Origin of the sequence: Actinopolymorpha sp. B9G3, assembly GCF_040120725.1 — a bacterium.
GTDB lineage: Bacteria > Actinomycetota > Actinomycetes > Propionibacteriales > Actinopolymorphaceae > Thermasporomyces.
The window spans coordinates 309919-334587 of the sequence record NZ_JBEEAB010000001.1 but is presented as its reverse complement, the minus strand read 5'-3'; the positions used below and the strand labels follow the sequence as shown (position 1 = coordinate 334587).

Genomic DNA, 24669 nt, shown 5'->3' with positions numbered 1-24669 from the left:
GAGTCTGTACTCAGATTCTCCAGCCTGTCGTTGGCAAGTAGCCTGATGCGATGCCCGTCTACCCCCTTACGTCTGTGCGCCGTGAGCACGTTATGGCTGTGCTGACGGCGATCGCGGGTCGGACTTGTCGAGTGGTCTCCGAGCAGCCCCTCGGCCACGAGTGGGCTCCGGTCACCCGCCTGGTTCTCGATCGCGATTTGCCCGGGGTCGGTTCGTCGGTCGTGGTCAAGACCTGCCGAGTAGACGGCGACGGCCACGGGGGTCCGGCGTTCCTGCGACGGGAGACGGCAGGTCTACGAACGGCCACGGCGAGCGGTGTGTCCGCGCGGCTGGTTCACGCCGATGATGCAGTGGGCGTGGTGATCCAGACCGATCTTGGTGATTGGCCGAGCCTGCAGGATCGACTGTTGACGAACGATCCGGAAGCGGCGACAGCAGGCATGGTCGAGCTTGCTACGGCGGTGGGCCGACTGCATGCGTCGACTCTCGGCCGATGGGACGATCATCAGCGAACGCTTGACGCGTTCGGTGCCGACGTGGACACCGGCCTGCTTTATAACTTTGATGCGGGACGCTGGGATGCCATCGAGCGGGCCTGCACCGAGCTGGGCCTGCCAGCGGCGCGGTCAGCACGAGACGATGTGGTGCAGCTGCTCAAGCGGGTCAACGATCCAGGCGCAACTGCTGCACTCGCGCACATGGACCTCAACCCGACCAACGTCTTGATCACAGATTGCGGCGCCTGCCTGGTCGACTTCGAGGGTTGCCGGTTCGGGCACCCTGGGATCGACGCAGCCTTCCTGCACTACCCGTTCCCGCACCACAGCAACCCCTGGGGACTGCTGCCAGAGGCGGTCATCGAGTCTGCCGACGTGGCGTATCGATCCGCTCTCGCTCTCGGCGGTGCCGATCTGGTGCTCCACGACTACGACCAGATGTTGGCCGACGGCGCGGCGATCACTCTGATCGGACGGATCAGCCGACTGCCGTTGGTCGCCAGTTCGGGCCAGTCCCGGCACGACAGCTGGCGCCGACGCGGGCAGATCGTGCAGCAGATTCGGACATATACACAGCTGGCCGAGCGGGCCGAAGGGTACTCGGGCTTCATCGGCTGGCTCGGAAAGCTAGAAACAGCCATGATCGACCGATGGTCGGACGCCGCTGACCCAGCACCACCGCTCTTCCCGGCATTCGCTAGCTGAACGTAGGCATCAGGCCCTCGTGTGACCCGACTGCAAGAGTCGTGCGGCCAGCATCTGCGTCCCCGTGAGCACAGGAGTGACATGATCACGATCCCAGAGCGGTTGCGCACGAAGGCGTCGAACGTGGGCCAGGGCAGCCGTGAGTGGCTTGCGGACCTTCCCGAGGTGTGCCGCCGGCTCGGCGATGAGTGGTCGTTGGACCTGGGCTCGCCGTTTGTTGGGTGTCACGTGTCACTGGTGATCACGGCGAGCCGAGGTCCGCGTCGGCTGGTATTGAAGGTGCCGATGCCGTCGACGGTTGAGTTGGGCACCCTGCCCGCTGGTGCTCGCGCCGCTGAGGCCGATGCATTGCGGGAATGGGCCGGCGACGGGGCGGTCGAGCTGGTGGAGCATGATCCCGCTACCGGCGCCATGCTGATTGAGCGCTGCGTACCCGGCGCGAGCCTGGACCACCTCGACAACCATGATGACGCCGATCGGGTAGCGGCCGAGATCCTCGGCCGACTGCACCGGACTGGCCCGCACGGGCCGCAGTTCTATCGTCTTGCCGATCGCGCTATTCAGCTTGCGCACGCGCTGCCTGCGCGGTACGTGATGGCCGGCGCACCGTTCGAGCAATGGTTGCTCGACACCGCGGTCGAGCTACTCGGTCACCTTTGCCAATCTGGTCCGTCCGAAGTCTTGCTGCACGGCGACTTCCACCTCGAGAACATCCTGTCCGCCGAGCGGGAACAGTGGTTGGCCATCGACCCATTGCCAATGGTCGGTGACCGCGCCTACGACGCCGTGCAGTATCTCCTGTTCCGCATGGGCGACCTTGCAGATCCCACGACCGAATGGACACCGGCGATTACCCGGTTCTGCGCCCGTCTTGACCTCGACCCCGAACGCGTAAAGGCCTGGACGTTCGCCCGGCTCGTCTCAGATGCACTCGCCGAGTACGCCCAAGGCCTCACCACCCTGGCCGAACTCGAATCCCGGCAAGGCGATCTTTGGAGCGCGCGGCTCGTTCACAACCTCCGCGAATGATCTTCAGGCCGTCGTTGACCAACTGTCGGCGAGGGGTCGCGTTGCTTGGCGCCAGACCAACGGTAGGCAACTGACGATCTTTCAGTCACGGTGACGACGCCTTGAGAGTGGTGAGGAAGTCGTTGATGATGTGCCCGGTGAGTTCGGGCTGGGATTCAGCGAAGCCGTGGTCGGCCTCGACCCATCGGACGGTGTGACCGTACTTGATCGCGCAGTCGGCGAGTCGCTCCCGCTGTTCGATCGCTTCGTGCGGTTCGGGCCGGTCAGGAGTGCCTCGGATGAGCACGAAAAGCGCCGGTGTAGTCATGCCTGCGATGAGCTGGCCGTAGTCGGTCTTGGCGTGTTCGGCGAGGACCGATCTCAACGGCTCTGATGTGGCCGCGATCTCTTCCTCGGTGTCGTTGCGGCGCAAGCGCTCTGGCCCATCGAAGGTGATGAGTCCGCGGCAGGGTGTCCGGGCGGCGTACTCCAGGGCCACGTACCCGCCGAGGGAGTGGCCGGCGACGATGAGGTCGCTGCTGGCTAGGTCGCGGGTCGCGGCGGTGGTGTCCTCAAGTGACCCCTGGATGCTGTAACCGTGTCGTAGGTCGGCGCGGCCGTGGCCGCGGAGGTCCAGGGCGTGCACGGTCGCAGCATCCTTGACGTAAGGGGCCACCAGGTCCCAGCTTCCGACGTCCGCACCGAAGGCGTGCAGCAGCAGGATGTGCTCGGGCACGGAGCCGACGTCGGTGTAGTCCCGGACCAGTACCTCAGCGGTCGGACCCTGAATCACACGGTCGGTATAGGCCGGTAGCGGGCCTCTGGCGAGGACCTGCATGCAGAGGCGGTCGGCTTCGAGGCCGAACTCCCAGCGGTAACGGCGACCGTCGCGGAGTGTGGTGACTATCCCGATTGCGGTGCCCCGTTCGACAAGGAACTCGGGTTGGAACGTCGCCACGTCCGCCGCGATAGGCGCTACTTCGCGGTAGTGCGCAAGCATCTGCTCGGGCGTGAAGGCCTCAAGGAACTCAGGTGTGTAGTGGGAGGCTAGCTCGTCGTGGGACACCGACCCGCCGGCCTGAATTCGCTCAAGGGCCTGAAACACCCAGCGCGCCGGCGCCGGCGTGGATGGGCTGAGAGCGGCGTACTCGGCCATGTCTTGCCTCCCATGCGGCCAACGGCGGCGGTCACAGGCGACGCCACTATCGCACGCCCCACATGGACCGCGCGGAGCGAGTACCGGCGGTCGATGAGGGTCAAACAAGGGCACCTGCGGGCGGTGACACTCCGCGATATGACTTGGTGAGAGTGGCGGGCAGGGACGGGATCGAACCGTCGACCTGCCCTTGACTCTGCGGGGGAGTGACGACCGATGACGACTCGCGTCCTCCTCGTCGATGATCAGCAGCTGGTCCGGGCCGGCTTCCGGGCGTTGGTCGACTCCGCCAGGGATCTCGAAGTCGTCGGCGAAGCCAGCAATGGCTCTGAAGCACTCGCCCCTGTCCGCGCACGCCGAGCCGACGTCGTCCAGGCGTTGCGTGCTGGCGCGAGCGGGCTCCTCGCCAAAGACGTCAGACCACACGTCCTCCTGGACGCCATCCATACGATCGCCCGCGGCGAGGCGTTGCTGACACCGGGCGCGACCCGCGCACTCATCAGTCGCTTCCTCGCCCACCCCGACACCGATCCAGCGGCGATGCACAAGCTCCAGGTGCTCACCCATGTCGGTTTCGGCCGCTCGAACGACGAGATTGCCGACGAGTTGTTTCTCAGCCCACTCACCGTCAAAACTCACATCAGTCGCGTCCTCACCAAGACAGGGGCACGGGACCGCGCCCAACTCGTGGTACTCGCCTACGAGACTGGCCTGGTCCGTCCTGGCAGCAACCCGACGACCTCAGCAACGTCGTACGGCCTCGCTGCGGCGCCTGACCCACACGAAGTTGCGAAGAGACGGCCGACGGCGACCTGCCATTCCGCACAGGGGGAGGAGCGCGGAGTCTCTTTTGACGTCATACGTCTTCCCTCTTACCCTGACCACCAGCTTGCCGTGATCGAGTTCGGTCAGCACCGTGCGCCGCCGAAACCCCGACGTCCCTGAACCCCCGCCTGCCTGCTCAGGAGTACGTGTGCAGATCACCGACCTTGACGTTGTTCCGGTGACAGTTCCCGCGCATGACCCGCCCTACAAGTGGCGCGGCGGACTACCGGGGTCGCGGCCCACATTTACCGGCGGTGTGCTCCGGATCCACACCGACACCGGACACGTCGGAGTCGCTCTGGTCGGCCGACCGCAGGTGGCAGTGCTCTTGGAAGACTTCATTCAGCGCCACCTCCGGACGGAGATGGTTGGCAGGGATCCGTTGCTCCGCGAGTGGTGGTGGCACCGCATCTGGGAGCTGGATCGCCTCGAAGAACTGCCCATCTACATCTTCGGCCAGGTTGACGTTGCTCTCTGGGATCTTGCCGGCAGGGCCCTCGACCTGCCGAGCTGGAAGCTGATGGGCGGGTTCCGAACGTCCGTCCCCGCCTATGCCTCGACTGTCACCTTCGACACGATCGAGCAGTACCTCGATGTCGCTGACCAGTGTCGTGAGCTCGGCTACGGCGCCATCAAGCTGCACGCGTGGGGAGACGTGGCACGTGATGTCGCGCTGATCCATGCGCTGCGGGAGCACGTCGGCGAGGGCTTCCCACTCATGTACGACGGCTCTGCGGGGTTCGATCTGCCCGATGCGATTCGGGTTGGCCAGGCGCTGTCGGAGGCCGACTACCTCTGGTACGAGGAGCCGATGCGCGAGTTCAGCGTGACCGACTACAAGCTCCTTGGCCGAAATACCGCGGTTCCCCTGCTGGTGGCGGAGACATCCGACTGTGCTCACCTGAACGCCGCTGACTTCATTGCGTCAGGGTGTGCGACCCATGGCGTTCGAGCCAGCACCAGGTTGCGCGGCGGGATCACGGGCGCGTTGCGGATCGCGCATCTCGCGGACGCCTATCGACTCCGTGCGGAAGTGCACAGCGCGGACATGACGAGTCGTCACCTTTGTATGGCGATCTCGAACAACACCTGCTTCGAATCCATGATCACCTCGGATCCGGTGAAGCGCCCGCCTGAGATCGGGCCGGACGGAATGCTTCACGCCCCGACCGAGCCCGGCATCGCCCTCCCAAGAAACCTCACGTTGCCGTCGGAGTTGGCGACCTTTCAGGAAGGCGCGGCGGTTGCGCGAGGCGTGATCGCTCCGGTGGAGGCGCCGGTGAGGTCTCCATGACAGCGGGCACCGTCGACACGTTGATGTGGTGGAACGAACCCGCAGTGGACTGGATCGACGCCCTGCCAGTAGGGAACGGCTCTCTGGGAGGAAAGGTCTTCGGCCGGACCGACCATGAACGCATCGCTTTGAACATCGACACTCTCTGGTCCGGGCGGCCGCGCCAGCACGGGGTCAAGGACGGGCCGAAGATCATCGCGAAAATTCGCGAACACCTGTTAGGTGGCGGTGACCGAGTGGCCGCGGACCACATGGTGCGCGGGCTGCAGGGCCCGTTCAACTCGGCGTACCAGCCGCTGGGTGACCTGCTGCTCGAACACGGAGGGTTTGCCGCAGAGAACAACGGGCCTGCAGGGAATTCCGACGAGTACCGCCGGGAACTCGACCTCGCATCCGGGGTCGTGCGGGTCAGCTACCGGCGTGACCAGGTCAGGATCGTGCGGGAGGCATTCGTCTCCCATCCGGATCAGGCGTTGGTTGTCACCGTCGAAGCGGACGCTGACATCGTGATCACAGCAAGGATGGTGTCGCCCCATCCGGTGGAGCACCAGGCGCCGAACGGGCGGTCGGTGCTCATGACAGGATTCGCCCCGACCTATGTGGAGGAGAGGATCCTCAGCCAGGTCGATCCGGGGGGTACGACGTACCCAGGTTTGGAATACTCCGACGCCGGCGGGGTCGGATTCGCTTCTGTCCTGCACGCCGCTGGCGACTGTGCCGTGTCGGCGACGACAGATGGCCTCCGGGCGTCGGGCAGGAAGTTCCATTTCATCCTGGCCGCCGAAACGAATGTCGAGGACTGGCGCGAAGCCCCTGGCCGGGACCTGTCGATGCCGATCTCGGCGAGCACCCAGCGCGCCACCGCCGCCGCGGAACGGGACGTCGCGCGGGTTCGCGACGATCACGTTGCCGACCACGGTGCACTGTTCCGTCGTGTCGAGCTGGATCTGGGCTCCTCCGTCGATCGCCGAACGCTCTCCACTGCCGAACGTGTCGATGCGGTCACCGCTGGCGGATCAGATCCAGGTCTGTTCGCCGATTTGTTCCAGTTCGCGCGGTACCTGATGATCGCGGGATCGCGTCCAGACACCCTTCCGCTGAACCTTCAGGGAATCTGGAACGACCGACGTAACCCGCCCTGGTTCTGTAGCTTCACGACGAACATCAACGTCCAGATGAACTACTGGGTCGCCGGACCCGGAAACCTTGCGGAGTGCACTGAGCCCCTCATCAACTATGTCGAGTCGCTGGCCGAGGCGGGCCAGATGACCGCGCGTGAGGTGTTCGGGTTCGCCGGATGGTGCGTCAACCACAACGCCGACATCTGGCGTTCGTCCTGGCCGGTCGGTGCGGGACAGAACCGGCCCACGTGGTCCCTGGCCCCGACCTGCGGTATGTGGATGGCCTCCTGCATCGTCGACCACGAGGAGTTCTACCGGGACGATGATCTGGCGCGCGAGCGGATATTCCCTGTCATCGAAGGTGTGGCCACGTTCGCGCGGGACCTCCTGATGATCGATCCGACGACGAATCGTCGGGTGGTGGTTCCGTCCACGTCGCCGGAGAACTGCTACCTGGACAGCGCGGGGCAGGCTGTCGACGTCGACATCCAGACGACGTACGACCTCTGGCTGGTTCGGGAAACGTTCGACAGCTACCTGAGACTGGCCAAGAGGTGCGGGATCGAGAACGATCTCACGACGACAGTCGCCGAACTCCGGGCAGGACTCGACGAGCCGCCGATCGGCTCGGATGGGCGTCTTCAGGAGTGGTCGCAGGAGTACGGCGAACCGGAACCGGGCCACCGGCACCTCTCTCATCTCTACGGCGTCTACCCCGGCCGAGAGGTCGACCCAGCGACCACCCCCGAACTCGCCGACGCCGCGTTGAAAAGCCTGCTGGGTCGAATGGCGGACGGCACCAATCCGCGCTCGGGATGGGGCCACGCCTGGACGGGATGCCTGTTCGCTCGGTTGTTGGACAGTGAACGTGCCAAGTGGGTGCTCGATCACTTCCTCGAAGCCGGGTTGATCGGGCACGGTCTGAGCTACCGCTCATTGCGTGGAATTCATCAGATCGACGCGAACCTCGGATTCGGGGCAGCGGTGGCGGAGATGCTGCTGCAAAGTCACCGCGGGGTCATCCGCCCACTTCCAGCGTTGCCATCGGAGTGGACGAAGGGCCGGGTGCGTGGTCTTCGGGCAAGGGGAGGCGTCACGGTCGCCATCGAGTGGAGCGCTGATCGATGCACAGTAGAGCTCATCGCAGACCGAGACGGAAACTATCAACTATGTATGCCGAACACTTCCCATCGCATCGAGGAGATCACACTCTCCGCGGGGATCCCGTGGCGCGGGGTGTACCCGGGCCCAGCATGATCAACGGCGCCGGCGCTTGCGTTGCGTATGCTTCGGCCAGGTAATCCATCGTGCAGTCAGGGCAGCCCGGAGGATCCATGAACGCACCGCAGCAATCTGCCGTGGGCGCTGCGGCGCCTCCGGCCTGGGCGCGACGACCGGCGAACCTCGCCAGCGCGGTGATGGCGGAGCTTGTGGAGCGGATCGTGCGCGGCCTCCACCAGCCGGGGACACCTCTACCCCCCGAGCCCGCTCTCTGTGAGACCTTCTCGGTGAGCCGACCGGTCGTCCGCGAGGCAGTGAAGATGCTTCAGGAGAAGGGTTTGGTGCAAGTTCGGCACGGCGCCGGCACCACGGTGACCCCACCGGCGATGTGGAACATGCTCGACGGGCTGGTACTGGCGGCGAGCATCGAGAGGGACAAGAGTCTGGGTATCGTCGATGACCTCGTGGTCACCCGGCGGGTGCTGGAGTCGGACATGGCCAATGTCGCCGCCCAGCTGGCCACCGACGAAGTCATCGATGAGCTGCACTCACTGGTGGATCGGATGGACGATCTCGTGGACGACCGGGTCGCGTACCGTGAGCATGACCGTGCCTTCCACGACGTGATCATGCAGGTATCGGGTAACCGCCTCGCCCGGGCCGTGGTACGCAGCCTGCAGAGTCAGGTGGTCAACGCAGCGCAGTACATCGGTCAGCAGGAGCGTGGCATGCGGGTGAAGTCCAATCTCGGTCATCGCCGCATCTACGAGCGCATCGCGGACCACGACCGCGACGGTGCAGCGGAGGCGATGTTCGCACACATCACGAAAGCTTGGCTTCTCCGCCGCCGCGGTCCCGGTGCCCCGGTCCGCCTGGAGCGCTAATTCCTCGTCAAGGAACGTTGGTGTATACCAATGACGCTTCTCTGTTGGTCAAGCGGCCGTTGAGCCAGTGACGGCTGGGCAACGTCTCCTCCTTGTCATTGGATCGCGTTCAGGCTGATCGCCCGGGCTGCGGAGCCGGCAACCAGGCCACTCCATCGTGCCCTCGCAGTGAGAACGTACAGCGCCGGTCCAGCATCGTGCGGAACGCTCACCCGGTAGCTGACCCGAACACTGTCATGCGGTGGCACCACGGTCGGCGGCGGAGAGTCCAACGCGACATCCCAGCCGGCAGGCGCCGTGAGACCGATGCGAGGAGTGGCGAGAACCTGGCTTCCGGTGTTGTTGAGGGTCACGGAGACCTCGGCAGTCGTGCCGCCGGCCACCAGGTCCGGCGCGGTGACGGTGAGGCCCTGAGCGCCGTCGGCGTGGTGAGTCTGGAACGTCTTCTGCAGTGGGAGGTCGAGTGACGACGCGCCTGCGAACACCGTGTAGGTGCCGGGCGCGACGTCCCAATTGTGCGCTGTGGTGTTCCAGTACGAAAGCGCCGAGGCCGGCAGGGTCATGGTCACACGTTCGCTCTGGCCGGGGGCCAGGCGGACCTTCTCGGTCGCGACCAGTCTGCGGGGTGGTTGGCTCACAGTATCAGGGAAACCGAGGTAGACCTGCGGTGTCGCGGTTCCGGCGCGCGGCCCGGTGTTGGTCACCCGCAAGCTGACCTTGACGGCTCGGCCCGGGGTGACGGATGTGGGTGCGACTTCCAGATCGGCGTAGTCGAAAGTGGTGTACGACAGGCCGAAACCGAACGGAAACAGCGGCTCGATGCGTTGCGCGTCGTACCACCGGTAGCCGACCTGCAGCTGTTCGGAATATTCGTACACACCGTCGGTGTGCGGGTAGCGCGGCGGGCTGTGGCAGCAGTCCTGCTCGAGGTTCACCGGGAACGTCACTGGCAACCTGCCAGACGGGTCTGCGTCGCCGAACAACAAGGCGGCCAAGGCGTTGCCGTTCTCCTCACCGGGATACCACATCTGCAACAGGGCGTGGACGTCTGAGACCCATGGCATCCGCACAGCGCATCCGGTGTTCAAGACGACGACGGTGCGCGGGTTGGCCGCCTGGACCCTCTCGATGCGCTGGTTCTGGTCGCCGGGCAGGTCGATGTCGGCGCGGTCCTCGCCTTCCCTCTGGTCGGCGTGGGCGATGACCACCGCGACGTCCGCGTCGCGTGCGACCTCCGCGGCCTGGTCGAGGTCGCTGCCGGTGGTGGTGGTCACCTGCACGCCGTCACCGACCCGATCCCGGATCCCTTTCAGTGGGCTGACCGTGTAGTACGGAACTACCCGCGAACTTCCGCCGCCGCCCGGGTGTGCGACGGCCGCATAGTCACCAATCACCGCGATCGAACGCAGCGACGACGTGTCCAGCGGTAGGACACTCCGGTCGTTCTTCAGCAGGACAGCACCCTGCTCGGCCACCGTGCGGGAGAACGCGCCATTGCGCTCGACCGCGACCGGCCTTGCTGGCACGCGGTCGTCGTCGAACATCTTCAGGCGGAACCTCATGGTGAGGATCCGACGCACCCGCTCGTCGATCAGTGCCTCGCTGACCTCGCCCTGCCGCACCAGCTCGGACAGTTGGTCGTACCACTTTCCCCACTCGCGGCCGGTGAACGACTGGTCAAGGCCGCCATTGAGCGAGCCGATCGCACTGGTGGTGGCGGCATAGTCGGAGCCGACCACTCCGTCAAAGCCCCATTCTCCTTCGAGGATCTCGCGGATCAGATAGGCGTTCTCGCAGTTGTGAACACCGTTGACCATGTTGTTGGCGCACATCACCGAGTACGCCTGCCCGTCTGTGGCGGTGATCTGCCAGGCCGGCAGGTAGATCTCCCGCATCGTCTGCTCGTCGACATTCGACGTGGTGCTGTGCCGGTCGAGCTCCTGGTTGTTCAGCGCGTAGTGCTTGAGCTGGGCCGCGACGTCCTGGCTCTGGAGGCCGCGGGACCAGGCGGCAGCCAGGTGTCCGGTGAGGTAGGGGTCCTCGCTGAAGTACTCGAAGTTCCGCCCACCCTGTGCCACCCGGACGATGTTCATCGCCGGGCCGTAGAGTACGTCGACGCCGCGGGCGCGGGCCTCCTCGCCAATCATCCGTCCGTACGCATGGGCCAGGTCAGGATCGAACGACGCGGCGAGGGACACGGTGGCCGGCAACGCTGTGGACGGCCCCAGCTTGCAGTTGTCCGGATAGATCTCTCCGAAGCAACTGTCCTTGACGCCGAGAGGGCCATCGGCCAACTGCAAGGGCGGTATACCCAGGCGTGGCACACCGGGGACGTAGCCGACCGAGTGCACGCCGCGTGGCCGGCCGACGCCGTACATCTGTTGGGTCTTCTCCTCCAACGTCAGCTGCGAGAGCAGGAACTCGACGCGTTGCCCGATCGGCAGGGACGAGTCCAACCAGGGCCGGTCGTCCTGGGCCACGTCCGTGCTGACGCTCTCCGCGTGAGACCTCGGTGGCACGACCGCGGCGGACATTGCGAGCAGGGCCAAGAACACCGTCGTCGTCAGTGCGGCGCACACACCGAATCGCCTGGATTCCATGGTTCATCCCTCCCACTCTGGTGCGACGCCGCGGACCAGGATCGTGATCGACGGGGATCCGAGGTCGGGATGGGTGGCGGTCACGCACACCCGCCCAGCACCACCGTCGACCGACCGGACCCAGACCGCGCCCACACCTCCCGCGTCGGCGAACGGGAAGGGGTTGTCGCCGATCAGATCCGCCGGACCAGTGAGCCGCAGGGTGACCGTGCCCCCCGCGTAGGGCCGCGGTGCCCCGTAACGGTCCACCGCGCGAAACACCACGCGGGTGGCGTCCGAGCCGTCGCCCGCGAGATTGTCGTCGTCGGCCACGAGGAGCAGCCGGTCACGCGTCTGATCGGCGGAGAAGGAACGGGACACGACGCGCCGGTCGCCGACGTAGCCGTCGATCCGTAGCTCCGGCGGTCGTTCGGCGGCGACGCCCCCGAGGTCGAGGAGCGACGGTGGATACCGAAGATGGGGGAACCGGTCCCGATCCGGGACGACAGTGGCATGGTGGCGACCGTCGAGGAGGACCTCGAGGCGGTCACAGTTCGACGCCACCAACGCCTCGGCACCCGGGCCCTCCGGCATGAGGTCACCGAAGTGCCAGAAGAAGGCGGGCTGGATCACCGGTCGAGTAGCCGGATCCACCTGTGCCTGGTAGATCGCCGCGCCCGGCTTGGGGACGCGGAAGACATCGACCACGCCCGACCATTTCAGCCGGTCGTACGTATTGGACCGGGCCGAGCTGTAGTCGAAAGCCGCCCAGGCGAGCACGCCGCAGTAGCGGTCGTTCGAGTTCGCGTGGTTGTGCACCTCGGCGTGGTAGAGCGCCTGCTGCTGCTGGACATCTGGTGGATCCGTACGTCGGTAGAACTGCTGGAAGCGCGGCCACTGGCCGACCGCCTCGGTGACGAGGTACGGACGGTCCTCGCGCGGCGGACGCAAGGTCGCGGTGCCCGAATAGTCGTTGAAACCGAAGACGTCGTGCTGGAAGTTCTCGGAAAGGTACCGCGGTCCATTCACCGCACCCGAGGTGGGACGCGTTCCGTCGTACGTCTTCGCGGCCTGCTCGGTGCGGGCGTAGAAGGCCGAATCATCGACGGACTCGTTGATGCGTACACCCCAGACCACCACCGAGGGACGGTTCCGGTCGCGGAGCACCATCTGCTCCACGTCGCGCACCGCGAGGTCCTGCCATGCCTGGTCACCGATGAAGTGCCAGCCCGGCATCTCCTCCCACACCAGCAGTCCCAGTTCGTCGCAGGCGTCGAGAAAGGCCGCGGACTGCGGGTAGTGGGAGCAGCGCACCATGATGCAGTTCAGTTCGTGTCGGAGTATCTCGGCGTCGCGTCGTTGGACACGCGCGGGCATCGCGAAACCGCTGTACGGATGGAGTTCGTGGCGGTTCAGTCCGAACAGCGGGAGCCTGCGACCGTTGAGGAAGAATCCATCCATCTCGAATCGCGCGTCGCGGAATCCGAGACGGGCTCGGTGCTCGTGCACCGGCTGCGGAGGAATCGAGAGCACGGTCTCGACGTCATGCAGGTGCGGGGCGTCGACATCCCACAGCGCGATGGTCCCGAGGTCGGGGAGCGTGAGGTGCACCGTAACCTCACCGGGGCGTGCGATCTCGACTGCGGTGGAGTCGCGGGCGACGACGCGTGAACCCTGCCGCAAGGTGACGTCCACGCGCACGGGCCGCGCGGGAGCTACTGCAGCGTCGATCGTGCAGATCACGTCGACGCGACGATCGGCGTCAAGGACATTCACCGGCTTGGCGAACACGTCCTTGACGAAGATCTGCGGTACCGCCCGCAGGGTGACGGGACGGACGACTCCACCGGGTTGGAGAAAGTCCGGGCTCGGGGCGCCGGCTGGGTCGCCGGAGGGCGGCACCTGGAGCCAGCGTGAGTCGACGGCCAGTGCCAGCACGTTTCCGCGCTGTTTCACGTGATCTGTGATCTCACGGCTGAAGGGAAGGTAGCCGCCAGAGTGTCGCTCGAGTTCGCTGCCGTTGAGGTACGGCGTCGCGACTACGTTGACCGCCTCGAAGTCGAGGAACAGTCGATGGCCGAGCAGGTCGGGAGGTACGTCGAAGTGGCGGCGGTAGACGAAGACCTCCTCCCACGGTGAGCTTTCCCATCTGCGCCAGGAGAGATCGACCACCGTGTGGGGGACGGCAACCCGCGCGAACTGCGTGTCGTCGAAGCCAGGGCTAGTGCTCCCTGGCGTGAGACGGCCGCCAAACAGCCAGTTCCGGTTCATCGACAGGATTCGCGCGGCTCCGCCGTAGGTTTGGTAGGACGTGGACGCCGCGGAAGCCGGCCGAGTCTCGGTACCGCCGAGAAGCGACCAACCTGCAAGAGCGCCGCCTCCGGCGAGCGTCGCCTCGAGGAAACGCCGGCGATCGAGCTGAGCAAACCCGGGATTGCCTGTCACGCCTAGCTCCTTTCACTGAGCTTGATCGCGGTCACCGAGTGCGCGGGGAACGTGTAGTTGAACCCTCCATGCCCGACGGCGACCGTCCGGGTGGTGAGCCGGACCGTGTCAGGGCGGGTCGGGGTGTTGTACGACAGGTAGCTCGGACCGTTGACCGTCCACACCTCGGCTGCGGAACCGTGCCGGTAGCCGACCGGATCCACGCGGGCCGTCACGTCCTGATGGGCGTCGCGGTTGATGACGATCAGGTACAGCTGTCGCCGGTCGTCCGTGCCGGCGAGCGCGGTCACCGCCTGCAGGTGGTCACCGTTCTGCAGCATGTGTACCGGCGAGTCGACCACCTGGCTCGCCACGAGCGTGTCGCCCATCATCTGGGTGAACAGGGTGAAGACGTGGGCCTGTCCCTGCGGAACCGTCTCGGGCCCGGGGCCCGCGATGATCGCGTTGTCCGGGGCGCCGACCGCCGTCGAGCCCTCCGGTGGTTCGGCGAAGACGTAGTCGACGAGGGTGTGCCGCATCGCGACCGACACTCCGCCGAGGTCGATGAGCTCGCGCAGCAGTTCGGCGTTGTAGAGACCCTGGTCGAGCGAGCGGTGGTAGTGCTCCACTCCCTGTGGGTTACTTCGTGCGAGATGGCCGTACTCCGACACCACGATCGAGACGTCCTCGGCCCGTTCACCGGCGTACGTCCTGATCCGTTCCTGCGCAGCAGCGACCACCGCGGATCGGTTGTCCGCATGCGCGAGGAACTGTGCACGAAACTCCTCGACGGACAGGTCGTTCGACAGCTGGTTGGGGCCGACGTAGGGGTGTTGCACCACGCAGTCGTACGCATGCTCGGACCCCATCGCGGCAAGGAATCCGACCGTCGGCATCGCCGAGCACACCTGGATGTCGGGGTTGACCGCCTTCATCTCGCGGTAGAAGTCGACGAAGCCGTCGTGCGGGCCGGAGGTGTAGGTGAGCGTGATGACGGCATCCTCGGCGGGGATGTTGCCGTGCGCGCCGTCGCCGAAGGTGATCTTTCCGGTGTCGCGGTCCAGCTCGTAGACATCCTCTGTGCCGGCCGAGTCGAGGTCGGTGACCTGACGCCACTCCTGACCATCGACAAGAACGGTCTGGCCGGACGTCGCGACCGGTGGGTACTTCGCGTACTTCACCTGTCCGGCGGCGCCGTTGCTGACGGCGGCGTTCGGGCCGTGATCGTCGTAGGTCGCGACCGGTTGGCGTTCGAACCGCGTCGAGCCGCCGAACGCATAGAGCTCGTGCGCCGACGCCGCACTTTCGCCGGAGCGCCAGTACTCCTGAGCGGCGAGATCAGGCTCGTTGGCGACCTCCCAGTACGGAATGTCGTACGGCGCGGGATGACCGTTGTCGGCGCGCACGTCGGCCCAGGCCGTGCCACCACCAGGGTTGGACCTGGCCGGCGCGGTCATGTACTCCACCCAGTCGGCGGCCTCCCGGGCGTCGCCGGTGGCGAAGTTCACCACGATGCTGCCGGCGGCGTCGAGCTGTTCGAGGAACTGGCCGAACTCGTCGGGACCGAATTCCGCGGTCAGTGGCTCACCGAAGGACGCCGTGCCGTGAGGGCTCCGCTCGCGTTGCCCGACGGGGCCGACTGCGCGCTTCCAGCGCAAGGTGTTCGCGATCGTGCCGCCCGGGTAGCGGACCGCTGTCACTCCGGCCGCGCGGGTCTGGGCGACGAGCCCTGGATACGCGCGGTGCTGGTCGCTGTCCCACATCCCGAAGCCGTCGTAGGCGTAGCGGTGGTTGACGCCGTAGAGCAGCGGGCTGATCGCACCCCTGGCCCGTGCCGGTTCGACGACGATCCGGGTCCGCGGGTCTTGTGTGGCGTCGACCGTGGCGTCGCCGGTGGGGGTATTTCGCTCGCCCACGCCGACCACTGCATGGGCGGTGGAGGCCAGGAGCACGACGGCGACAGCGGCGATGCCGGCCGCCCTCCGGAAGTTGCGGGACAGGCCCGTGGGGGAATGACGACTGTCGACCTTGCTCGGCTCGGCCATCTCTTCCGATCCCTTCTGCGTGGCGCGGCCCGAGCCCGAGGTGCGGAGGTGCTCGGGTGCTGCGCGCTCTCGCAGGTCACTGTTTGACGGCGCCTGCGATCCCTTCGACGAAATAGCGTTGGAGCAACAGGAAGACGACGATGACGGGCAGCAGGCTGATCGTGCTGGCGGCGTTCATCTGGGCATAGTTGGTGAAGTTCTCGCCCTGGAAGGAGTAGACCGCCACTGCGAGGGTGCGCAGCTCTGGCTGGCTCAACGTGAGCACAAGAGGCAGGAGGAAGTCGTTCCAGCTGGCGATGAACTGCAGGATGATCACGGTGGCCGTCACGGGCTTTGCCAATGGCAGGAAGATCCGGAAGAACACTGTGAAGAAGCCGGCGCCGTCGATCGTGGCCGACTCCTCCAACTCCTTGGGAAGCTGGCGGAAATAGCCGGCATAGAGCAGCAGCTGGATGATGTGGGCCTGCCCACTCTCGGCGAGGATGATGCCGAACAGCGTGCCGTCGAGATTCAGCTTCGTGATCAGGTCGAAGATCGGAATGATCGTGTAGCCCTGGGGAAGGAACACCAGCGCGGCCAGAGCCGCGAACAGTATCTTGCGGCCGGGAAAGGCGTACCTCCCCAAGGCATAGCCCATGGTCGCGGTGGTGAACACCACGATGGCCACCCCCGAGACCGACACGATGACCGTGTTGATGAAGTACCTTCCGATCTCCGCGTCGACCCAGGCATCGGTGTAGTTGTTCCAGAACCACTTGGTAGGGAAGAGTCCGAGCCCGGCGAACACCTTTCCGTTCGGACGCACCGACGCCGACATCATCCACAGAAACGGATAGATCCACACCAGCGCGATGGGTGTGAGGATCGCGTAGGTCAGCAGCCTCCGGCCGCGCCCCCGGGACACGCCGCCGCGGGGCATGTGCCACCAGCGCCTCGTCGACGTATCCGGACGTGTGTCCGGCGAGGAACGGGCCCAGACGTCTCGTGTCGTTGTCATGACGCTCCCGCCAGGCCGGCGCCGCGACGGAACTTGCGTGCGGTGAAGATCTGTGCGACGGCGAGGATGATCAGCAGGATTCCGAACAGCACGCCGGCCGCCGAGGCGTATCCGAGACGCTGAATCGATACCTGCCCCTGGGCGCCGAAGGCCATCCGGTAGATGTAGAGCTCCATCACCTCGGTGGAGAAGTACGGCCCGCCATGGGTCAGCGCCTGCATGAACGCGAACACCTGCATATTCCCCACCAGCACAATGAGCGCGATGACGACCGCGAACGGCGTCAGCATCGGTGCGGTGATCGAGATCGTGCGCCGCCACCATCCAGCCCCGTCGACCTGTGCGGCTTCGTACAACTCGTTCGGGATGGTCTGCAATCCGGCCAGCCAGTAGATCATCGGCTGCCCGAGCCACTTCCACACGAACAGCCCGATCGCCGTCCACATCACCGTCCGGGTGTCGGCGAGGAAACCGATCGGTTCCTCGATCGCGCCGAGCGCCCGCAGCGCCTGGTTCGCCGGCCCGTTGAAGCTGGAGAACACCATGCTCATGACGATGCTGACGATCGCGGTCGTGGTGACTACCGGAATGAAGAAGAGCGTCCGGAACAACGGTGCCAGCCGGAGCGCCCGGTCGTTGAGGACGATCGCGAGTAGGAGTGACAGGAACAACTCGATCGGGGTCGCTACACCGGCGAACCACAGCGAGCGGGCGAAGGCGTTCCAGAAGTACTCGTCGGCCACCAGCTCGCGGAAGTTCTGCAAGCCGACAAAGTACTTCGCCGCGTCGACTCCGCTCCAGTCGAAGAACGCGTAGTACCACGACATGACAAGCGGATAGAAGGAGAACATCACAATGAGGATGAACCCCGGAACCATCAGCAGGTAGACCGCCCACGCGGCCCGGATCCGCTGTGTGAGCGAGGACCTGCTCATTGTTCGTACAACGCGGTGTAGGGCTTGCGTGGATCCCAGTCGGAGAAGACCCAGTCGTCCCGGTCGACGTCCGCACCGCGCGACCTGGCCTTCGCGATCGCATCGTCCAGTGACTTTTCCAGCCGGTCTTCCATCTGCCGCATCGCGGCTTCGACACCGTCCTTGATCTGGCCGGTGTAGAGACCGACGAGGGTGTCACTGAAAGTCGGCGTGGCCGGGACCTGGGCTTCGTACACCTTTGCCACGTCGGGGTTCCGCGCGGCGGGTTCGGGGCGCAACACGGTGTGCTTTGTCCCGAGCTCGAGTGCCTTACGCTGCAGGGGATCGGGATCGAGTTCGTGGATGGCATCGGGGAGCGCGGGCGGGTCGGCCGCACCGATGCGTAGACCGATCTGCACCTGCCCGGCGGCCGTGGTGAGATAGGCCATGATGTCGCCGATGACCGCGGTGAGCTTGGACTTGCTCGAGTAGACGTAGTTGTTCGAACCCCCAGGACCGTGAGTCGACGGCCAGATGTCATTCGGGTCCTGTTGCGGAGGCAGGTTGAGGCCGAGCCGGAACTCCGGGTTCTCCTCCTGCCAGGGGACGATGTTCCACGGGCCTTGCATCATGATCCCGGCCTGTCCCAGGGGCATCCGCGCCCTGGCGCCTGGCGCGTCGAGGTTGATCGAGTCCGGATGGGCGCTGCCGTCGGACTTGATCGCCAATATCAGCTCGATCGCCTCGATCACTGCCGGGTTGGTGACGTTGAACTTGCCGGTGCGCAGGTCGACACCTTCGGCGCCACCGTGCACACCAGCCATCTCACACATCGCGTTGATTGGGGTGGAGAGGCCTCCTGGCTGGGCGAGCCCGAAGATGGTGCCGTAGTAACGTCCGGCGCCCTGCTTGGTGATTTGCTTGGTGACCTCGCGGAACTGCTGCCAGGTGAGGACTTCCGTACCCAGGTCGACGTCGAGTCCCCTGGCCAGGTCGGCGTTGAAGAGCAGCAGCGTGTTGATCCGTTGCTGCCCGGTCAGCGGGAGGGCGTACGTCTTTCCACCGAAGTCGGTGACGCCGTCGGCGAACGCACCCGCCGGAAAGCGCTCCTTGACAGCCGAGAAGTCGGGAACGATGTCGTCGTACGCACCGATCCAACGATTCGACACGGCCATGCCCATGGTGATCTGGACCGGCAACTGGAACACGTCGGGTGCCGTGCCGTTGCGCACGCCGAGGGTGACCACCTCGGTGATCTGGTTCCAGTTCGTCCCTTCGTAGCGGACGCTGATGTTCTTGTGCTTCTCTTCGTACACCGGGAAGAAGTCTTCGAAGAACCGTGCCTTCATGTCGCCGGAGTCCATCCAGCGCAGCTCCACGTCACCCGTTGGCAGCGTGCCCGCCGGGTCGGGGATTCGAATCGTCCCGGTCGGCCTTTGAGAGTCCGGCGAACCACCCGTGCCGCTGGTGGTTCCGGAGGTGTCGACGCATGATGCGGCGCCGATGCCGGTGCCGGCCACGCCCAGGAGGGTCAGCATGCGGCGACGTGAGAGTGATCGCGTGTGCTCTTGTTCGTGGTGTAGTGCGCCTTGCTCGGTGAGACCGTCGCTTCGAGATGGATGATGCATGATCCCTCCATCGGCTACGAGCAGCGTTTGCTGGTGACTCTCTTTCGTTGCTTCGTCGTCCCGGCCGGGCCTCCACTCGGATACCCGGCGAGCAGCTCGGATTGGCGGAGAACCAGCGCGACCCCTCCACGTGCTGCTCCTAGCTCGCCGAGGCTGGCGGTCCGAAAAGACAGCCGGCGGCGCACCTGGCGGTGGGCGTATGCCTGGATTGCCTCCCAGGCAGGGTCGAGGAGCGGCTGCCCCGCTGCAGCGAGCTCCCCTCCGATGACGATGGCTTCCGGGTTGAGGACATTGCAGGAGGCCGCGAGGACCCGCCCGATCCGCTCGCCCGCTGTGGCGAAGACGGCATTGACGTTGGGGTCGCCTGCACGTAGTCGTCCGAGCACTCCGTCGAGATCGCGAGAGTGGCACTGCTCCAGCACCGCACCGAGCGACACGTAGCGCTCCAGGCATCCGCGACCCCCGCACCAACAGGCAAGTCCCTGCGGATCGACCGACACATGCCCAACCTCGCCAGCGCCGCCGTCGGCACCAGCGAAGAGGTGCCCACCGAGGATGAGTCCACCGCCGACGCCGTACGACAGCCGCACGTAGAGGACGTTCTGGATGCCCGTGGCGCTGCCCCAGATGGCCTCTGCGAGTGCGGCAAGGCGCGTGTTGTTGTCGACAAAGATGGGGACGTCGAACCGTTCGGCAAGCATGCGGTGAACCAGGTCCGTGCGGCCCGGTCGCGATCGGGCCGCCCCTGCTGCTGACCCGGCCACCGGACCGACGACGCCGACCCCGACACCGCCCAGGGCGGCGAGCGATATCGCGGAGTTCGACGTGAGGTCATCGACCAGTCTGAGTGCGAGCTCCACTCTGCGCCGCCAGGACGTCTTCTCGGCGCAGGGTGCTCCGCGTGAGGCGACAACCTCGTGCGCGACGTTCACGATGACGACGTGCGTACGCCGGTGGCCGAGGTCGATTCCGACCGCCAGTCCGCCGGACTTGTTCAACGCCAGGACGCCGGCGGGGCGTCCACGCCTGCGCTGGGAAGCGGTGACCTCGGTGACCTCGACTACCGCGCCGATGGCAATCAGGTGCCGGACGATTGCCGACAGGGTGGTTCGAGACAAGCCGGTGATGTCCTCGAGCTGTGCCCGTCCGAGCGCGCCACGCGTGCGCAGGGCTGCAAGAACTCGCTCCTCGTGGCTCTCCCGGAGCAGCCGCAGCACCGTGGGACGGTCCTCACTCATGTCAGCACTGTGCACCGATCATGTATTTATGTCAATACTCAAGCATATTGCACCGGCGGCCGCGAACGACTTGTGCCGCCGACCTCCCACATGCCACACACGCCGAACAATGGTTGGGCGGCGGTCTCAAGCTCGTCGACAAGGTTCTGCGGCCTATCGCCGTTGCATGGGTGGATGCCGCGTGGCAATATGCTTCGAATGCCAGTGGTGGTTTCCGACCCCGTGCGAGAGCATTTCGAGTCTGCCCTCGCCTCGCTGGTCCGCAAGCTCGAGTCCGACCCCACGGTCGTGGCCGCGATGCTTTTCGGAAGCCTGGCCTATGCCACGGTGTGGGAGCGCTCCGACATCGACCTGGTCATCGTCCGCGATGACCGGAAGGCTCGGAGTGGCTCGGAGAGCGTGCCCTTGACCGAGCAGGGCGTACTCATCAACGCCTCCGTCATGACTCGCGCCGAGTTCCGGCGCAGGATCCAGTCAGCTACGGGGGCCTTCATGTCGATGAATTCCCTGGGCCGGATCCTGTTCACCCGCGACGAGGGCCTGCGCCGCGTGTTCGAGGACGCGCGCATCCTCGGTGAGCACGACCGGCGGGTTGCCCTGCTGCGCAGCGCCGCTGGCGTGGTCCCGTTGCTGGACAAGACGGAGAAGTGGCTGGAGGTCGCGGACGACCCGCACTACGCGGCCGTGTGGCTGATGGACGCGGTGCGGGCGCTGGCCGTCGTCGAGGTGCTCCTCCGGGGCGAGATTCCCAACCGGGAGGCGCTGGTCCGGGCTCTGGAGCTGAACCCCGCCTTCTTCGAGAGCGCCTACACCCGCTTCCTGGGCGCACCGCCCACGCGCGGCTCGGTGCGTACGGAACTGGACCGCGTCGACGACTATCTGGTCTCGCGCCAGGAAGAGCTGTTCGGGCTCCTGCTCGACTACTTCCGCGAGGAGGCGACGATCCGCTCCCTGACCGAGATCAGCGCCACTTTCGAGCGTGAGTACGGGATCGGCACCGCCGCCTACCTCGCCTGCCCCTGGCTTGCCACCCACGGGGTGCTGGTGCCGGCCTCGGTGCCCTATCACCTGACCGAGCACAGCCGGGTCGAGCTCGAGGCCCAGGCCTACCTGATCCCCGGCTGATGGACGCTTCCCCACGCACCGAGATCTCGATCCGGGGTGCGCGCGAGCACAACCTCAAGAACATCACCGTCGACATCCCCCGCGACCAGCTGGTGGTGCTGACCGGGCTATCCGGATCGGGTAAGTCTTCGCTCGCCTTCGACACGCTCTACGCGGAGGGGCAGCGCCGCTATATGGAGTCGCTGTCCACCTTCGCCAAGCGCTTCATCGCCCAGGTACGCAAGCCCGAGGTCGACTTCGTTCTCGGGCTCTCGCCCGTCATCTCGATCGAGCAGCGGACCTCGACCGCCAACCCGCGCTCGACCGTGGGCACCATGACCGACGTCAGCAACTACCTCAACCTCCTCTACGCGACCGCAGCCGACGCCCACTGCCCGCGCTGCGGTCGGGAGGTGCCGGTGCTCTCCCCGGGCCGTGTCGTGGAGCGCGTTCTGGCTCTGCCGGCGGGCACGCCCGTTGACGTGCGCGCGCCCGTCTATCCGGTCTACGGGGAGGACCAGCGCTTCGTCCTCACCGAGTTGCGGCGCAAGGGCTACCGCCACCTCGTCGCCGACGGCCGCGAGCTGGACCTGGCCGAGGACCTCGAGCTGCCCGACCAGGAGTTCGCTGCTCTCGAGGTCGTCTGCGACCGTCTCAGCGTGCACCGTGGGGCGGAGCGGCAGCTGCTCACCGCCGTGCGCGATGCCCTGGTCACGGGCGAGAACTTCGTTCGGATTGTGCCCACCGCTCCGGCGGCGCTCGAGCTCGGCTGCCCGGAGCACGGGTTCGTCGCCTCCGACCTGGCCCATCAGCTGTTCATGTTCAACAACCCGGCGGTCGCCTGCCGCACCTGCTCCGGGCTTGGTACGTACCTTCAGGTGCACCGGGACCTGCTCATACCCGACCCCGGCAGGAGCATCCGCAAGGGCTGCTTCTCGACCATCACCTACGACGCCGAGACATGGTTCTCGCGCATGCTCTACAGCCTGGCCATGCGCTACAGCTTCGACCTCGACACCCCCTTCGCCGACCTGCCCGGGCCGGCCCAGGACGTACTTCTCCACGGCACCCGTGGTGTCCGCATCCCGCTGCTGCGCCCTCCCGAGGCGCTGCGCCGGGACCGGGGCTTCGACCGCGACGGGCTGGAGATGGCGTTCGACGGTGTCCAGGGCCACATCGAGCGCTCCTATCGCGCCTACCGCCAGCGCTCCGACACGCGCAGGGAGATGGACGAGTGGCTGCGCCGGGTGATGGTGGAGATGACCTGCCCCGACTGCCGGGGCGCCCGCCTGCGTCCCTCACGCCAGCTGTTCAAAATCGGGGGGCGTACGCTGCACGAGCTCGGCGGTCTGAACTTCGTCGAGCTGCTGCAGGCGTTGCGCTCTCTGCCACCGCCGCGCCGGGGTGGTAGCGCGGCCGGGCACGTGCTGGACGAGATCACCGGCCGCCTCGAGCTCCTCGTCGGCATCGGTCTCGACTACCTCGACTTCAACCGCCGATCGAGCACCCTTTCGGGCGGGGAGTCGCAGCGCATCCGGCTCTCGACCCAGATCGGATCGGGCCTGATGGGCATGCTCTACGTGCTCGACGAGCCCACCATCGGCCTCCATCCTCGTGACGCGGGGAGGATGGTGGCCATGCTCCGCCGGCTGCGCGACCTGGGCAACACGGTGGTCGTCGTCGAGCATGACGAGGACATGATCCGAGCCGCCGACCACCTGGTCGAGCTGGGGCCCGGGGCGGGCGTACACGGAGGGGAGGTCGTCGCTCAGGGCAACCTGGCCGACCTCCTTGCCTGCGAGCGGTCCCCGACTGGACAGTTCCTCTCTGGCGGCCGCTCGATCCCGATGCCGAGCATGCGGCGGCGGCCGGATGGGCGCCGGCTTGTGGTCCGCGGCGCCCGCGAGAACAACCTCCGTGGCATCGACGTGGAGTTCCCTCTCGGCCTCCTCGTGTGCGTGACCGGGGTCTCCGGGTCAGGCAAGAGCACCCTGGTCAACGACATCCTCTACCAGCGCCTGCGTAACCTGATGATCGATCCCCGACAGCTCTACGGCCTCCACGACCGCATCGACGGGCTCGAGCATCTCTCGGGCGTGGTCGACATTGACCAGTCGCCGATCGGGCGCACCCCGCGCTCCAACCCGGCCACGTACCTCGGTTTCTACACCGCCATCCGTGAGCTGTTCGCGGCCACGCCCGAGGCGCGAAACCGCGAGTACGGACCCGGCCACTTCAGCTTCAACGTCAAGGGAGGCCGCTGCCCCGACTGCGCGGGTACCGGCACCGTGCTCACCCAGCTGCACTTCATGCCCGACACCGAGACCCCGTGCGAGGCCTGCCGCGGCACCCGCTTCAACGCCGAGACGCTGGAGGTGACGCACGAGGGGAAGTCGATCGCCGAGGTGCTGGACCTGTCCGTCGAGGAGGCGCTGGACTTCTTCGCCGGCCACCGCCCGATCGTGCGCAAGCTGGCGCTGCTGGACCAGCTCGGCCTCGGCTACCTGACGCTGGGCCAGTCCGCCACCACACTCTCCGGAGGCGAGGCGCAGCGGCTCAAGCTTGCCCTGGAGCTGTCCAAGCTGCAGCGCGGCCGACACACCCTCTACATCCTCGACGAGCCCACCACCGGCCTCCACCTGGCCGACATCGCGCGGCTTCTGGACTGCCTCAACCGGCTGGTCGATACGGGGCACACGGTCCTCGTGATCGAGCATCACATGGACGTGGTGAAGCATGCCGACCACGTCATCGACCTCGGCCCCGATGGCGGGCACCTGGGAGGCCGGGTGGTTGCCGCAGGCACGCCCGAGGAGATCGCGGCCCACCCCGCGTCGTTCACCGGCCGCTGGCTGCGCAGCCACCTGGATAGCAGCGACTCTCCCACAGACGTCTGAGGCGACGAGAGATGAGACCGTCGCTCCGATCCCCCAAGCATCTCCAGTCTGGTCCATGGCCGGCGAATCGTGTACGCCGGAGAACGTAGTGCATGCTGCGTCGTCCGAGGAATGCGCTCGCAGACGGGGTGC

The 24669-nt window shown here is 66.2% G+C and carries 16 protein-coding genes; 8 read left to right on the top strand and 8 right to left on the bottom strand.

The window, feature by feature from the left end:
* The first annotated feature begins 50 nt into the window (after positions 1 to 50).
* Both ABNF93_RS01465 and ABNF93_RS01460 read left to right on the top strand, forming a co-directional pair.
* Positions 51 to 1202 (top strand): phosphotransferase, encoded by a 1152-nt coding sequence (locus tag ABNF93_RS01465; protein WP_349325646.1) that lies wholly within the window; start codon positions 51 to 53, stop codon positions 1200 to 1202.
* A gap of 123 nt (positions 1203 to 1325) precedes the next feature.
* On the top strand, positions 1326 to 2231 hold the full coding sequence (locus ABNF93_RS01460; RefSeq protein WP_349325645.1) for an aminoglycoside phosphotransferase family protein: 906 nt from the start codon (positions 1326 to 1328) through the stop codon (positions 2229 to 2231).
* Between the two features lie 85 nt (positions 2232 to 2316).
* On the opposite strand, the gene ABNF93_RS01455 is transcribed toward ABNF93_RS01460, so the two are convergent.
* Positions 2317 to 3366, bottom strand: a complete 1050-nt coding sequence (locus tag ABNF93_RS01455; protein ID WP_349325644.1) for an alpha/beta fold hydrolase — start codon at positions 3364 to 3366, stop codon at positions 2317 to 2319.
* Positions 3367 to 3582: 216 nt separating this feature from the next.
* On the opposite strand from ABNF93_RS01455, the gene ABNF93_RS01450 reads away from it, so the two are divergent.
* From ABNF93_RS01450 to ABNF93_RS01435, 4 genes are all read left to right on the top strand, one after another.
* Positions 3583 to 4311, top strand: a complete 729-nt coding sequence (locus ABNF93_RS01450) for a response regulator transcription factor (RefSeq protein WP_349325643.1) — start codon at positions 3583 to 3585, stop codon at positions 4309 to 4311.
* 28 nt (positions 4312 to 4339) lie between these two features.
* Positions 4340 to 5485 carry an enolase C-terminal domain-like protein gene (locus ABNF93_RS01445; protein ID WP_349325642.1) on the top strand — a complete coding sequence of 382 codons (1146 nt, stop codon included), beginning with the start codon at positions 4340 to 4342 and terminating at the stop codon, positions 5483 to 5485.
* Entirely contained in the window at positions 5482 to 7863 is a 2382-nt protein-coding gene (locus tag ABNF93_RS01440) for a glycoside hydrolase family 95 protein (RefSeq protein ID WP_349325641.1), read from the top strand. The genes ABNF93_RS01445 and ABNF93_RS01440 overlap by 4 nt, the downstream gene beginning before the upstream one ends.
* A gap of 77 nt (positions 7864 to 7940) precedes the next feature.
* Complete coding sequence (locus tag ABNF93_RS01435) at positions 7941 to 8711, top strand: FadR/GntR family transcriptional regulator (protein WP_349325640.1); 771 nt, start codon at positions 7941 to 7943, stop codon at positions 8709 to 8711.
* A 95-nt stretch (positions 8712 to 8806) separates the two neighbouring features.
* On the opposite strand, the gene ABNF93_RS01430 is transcribed toward ABNF93_RS01435, so the two are convergent.
* The 7 genes from ABNF93_RS01430 to ABNF93_RS01400 form a co-directional block, all read right to left on the bottom strand.
* Positions 8807 to 11311: a glycoside hydrolase family 3 C-terminal domain-containing protein gene (locus ABNF93_RS01430; RefSeq protein ID WP_349325639.1), complete on the bottom strand. Its 2505-nt coding sequence runs from the start codon at positions 11309 to 11311 to the stop codon at positions 8807 to 8809.
* A gap of 3 nt (positions 11312 to 11314) precedes the next feature.
* Positions 11315 to 13735: a glycoside hydrolase family 2 protein gene (locus tag ABNF93_RS01425; RefSeq protein WP_349325638.1), complete on the bottom strand. Its 2421-nt coding sequence runs from the start codon at positions 13733 to 13735 to the stop codon at positions 11315 to 11317.
* A gap of 2 nt (positions 13736 to 13737) precedes the next feature.
* A complete protein-coding gene (locus ABNF93_RS01420; RefSeq protein ID WP_349325637.1) occupies positions 13738 to 15759 on the bottom strand; it encodes an alpha-L-arabinofuranosidase family protein in 2022 nt (673 codons plus the stop codon).
* A 76-nt stretch (positions 15760 to 15835) separates the two neighbouring features.
* A complete protein-coding gene (locus tag ABNF93_RS01415; RefSeq protein WP_349325636.1) occupies positions 15836 to 16756 on the bottom strand; it encodes a carbohydrate ABC transporter permease in 921 nt (306 codons plus the stop codon).
* On the bottom strand, positions 16753 to 17691 hold the full coding sequence (locus ABNF93_RS01410; protein WP_349325635.1) for a carbohydrate ABC transporter permease: 939 nt from the start codon (positions 17689 to 17691) through the stop codon (positions 16753 to 16755). Before ABNF93_RS01410 ends, ABNF93_RS01415 begins: the two co-directional genes overlap by 4 nt.
* Positions 17688 to 19208: an ABC transporter substrate-binding protein gene (locus tag ABNF93_RS01405; protein WP_349325634.1), complete on the bottom strand. Its 1521-nt coding sequence runs from the start codon at positions 19206 to 19208 to the stop codon at positions 17688 to 17690. Before ABNF93_RS01405 ends, ABNF93_RS01410 begins: the two co-directional genes overlap by 4 nt.
* Positions 19209 to 19312: 104 nt before the next feature.
* Positions 19313 to 20536 (bottom strand): ROK family transcriptional regulator, encoded by a 1224-nt coding sequence (locus tag ABNF93_RS01400; RefSeq protein WP_349325633.1) that lies wholly within the window; start codon positions 20534 to 20536, stop codon positions 19313 to 19315.
* 198 nt (positions 20537 to 20734) lie between these two features.
* Here ABNF93_RS01400 and ABNF93_RS01395 point away from each other — a divergent pair, with 198 nt between their 5' ends.
* Positions 20735 to 21661 carry a nucleotidyltransferase domain-containing protein gene (locus tag ABNF93_RS01395; RefSeq protein ID WP_349325632.1) on the top strand — a complete coding sequence of 309 codons (927 nt, stop codon included), beginning with the start codon at positions 20735 to 20737 and terminating at the stop codon, positions 21659 to 21661.
* Positions 21661 to 24537, top strand: coding sequence for an excinuclease ABC subunit UvrA (gene uvrA / locus ABNF93_RS01390; protein ID WP_349325631.1), 2877 nt, complete (start codon positions 21661 to 21663; stop codon positions 24535 to 24537). The genes ABNF93_RS01395 and uvrA overlap by 1 nt, the downstream gene beginning before the upstream one ends.
* Positions 24538 to 24669: the final 132 nt, after the last annotated feature.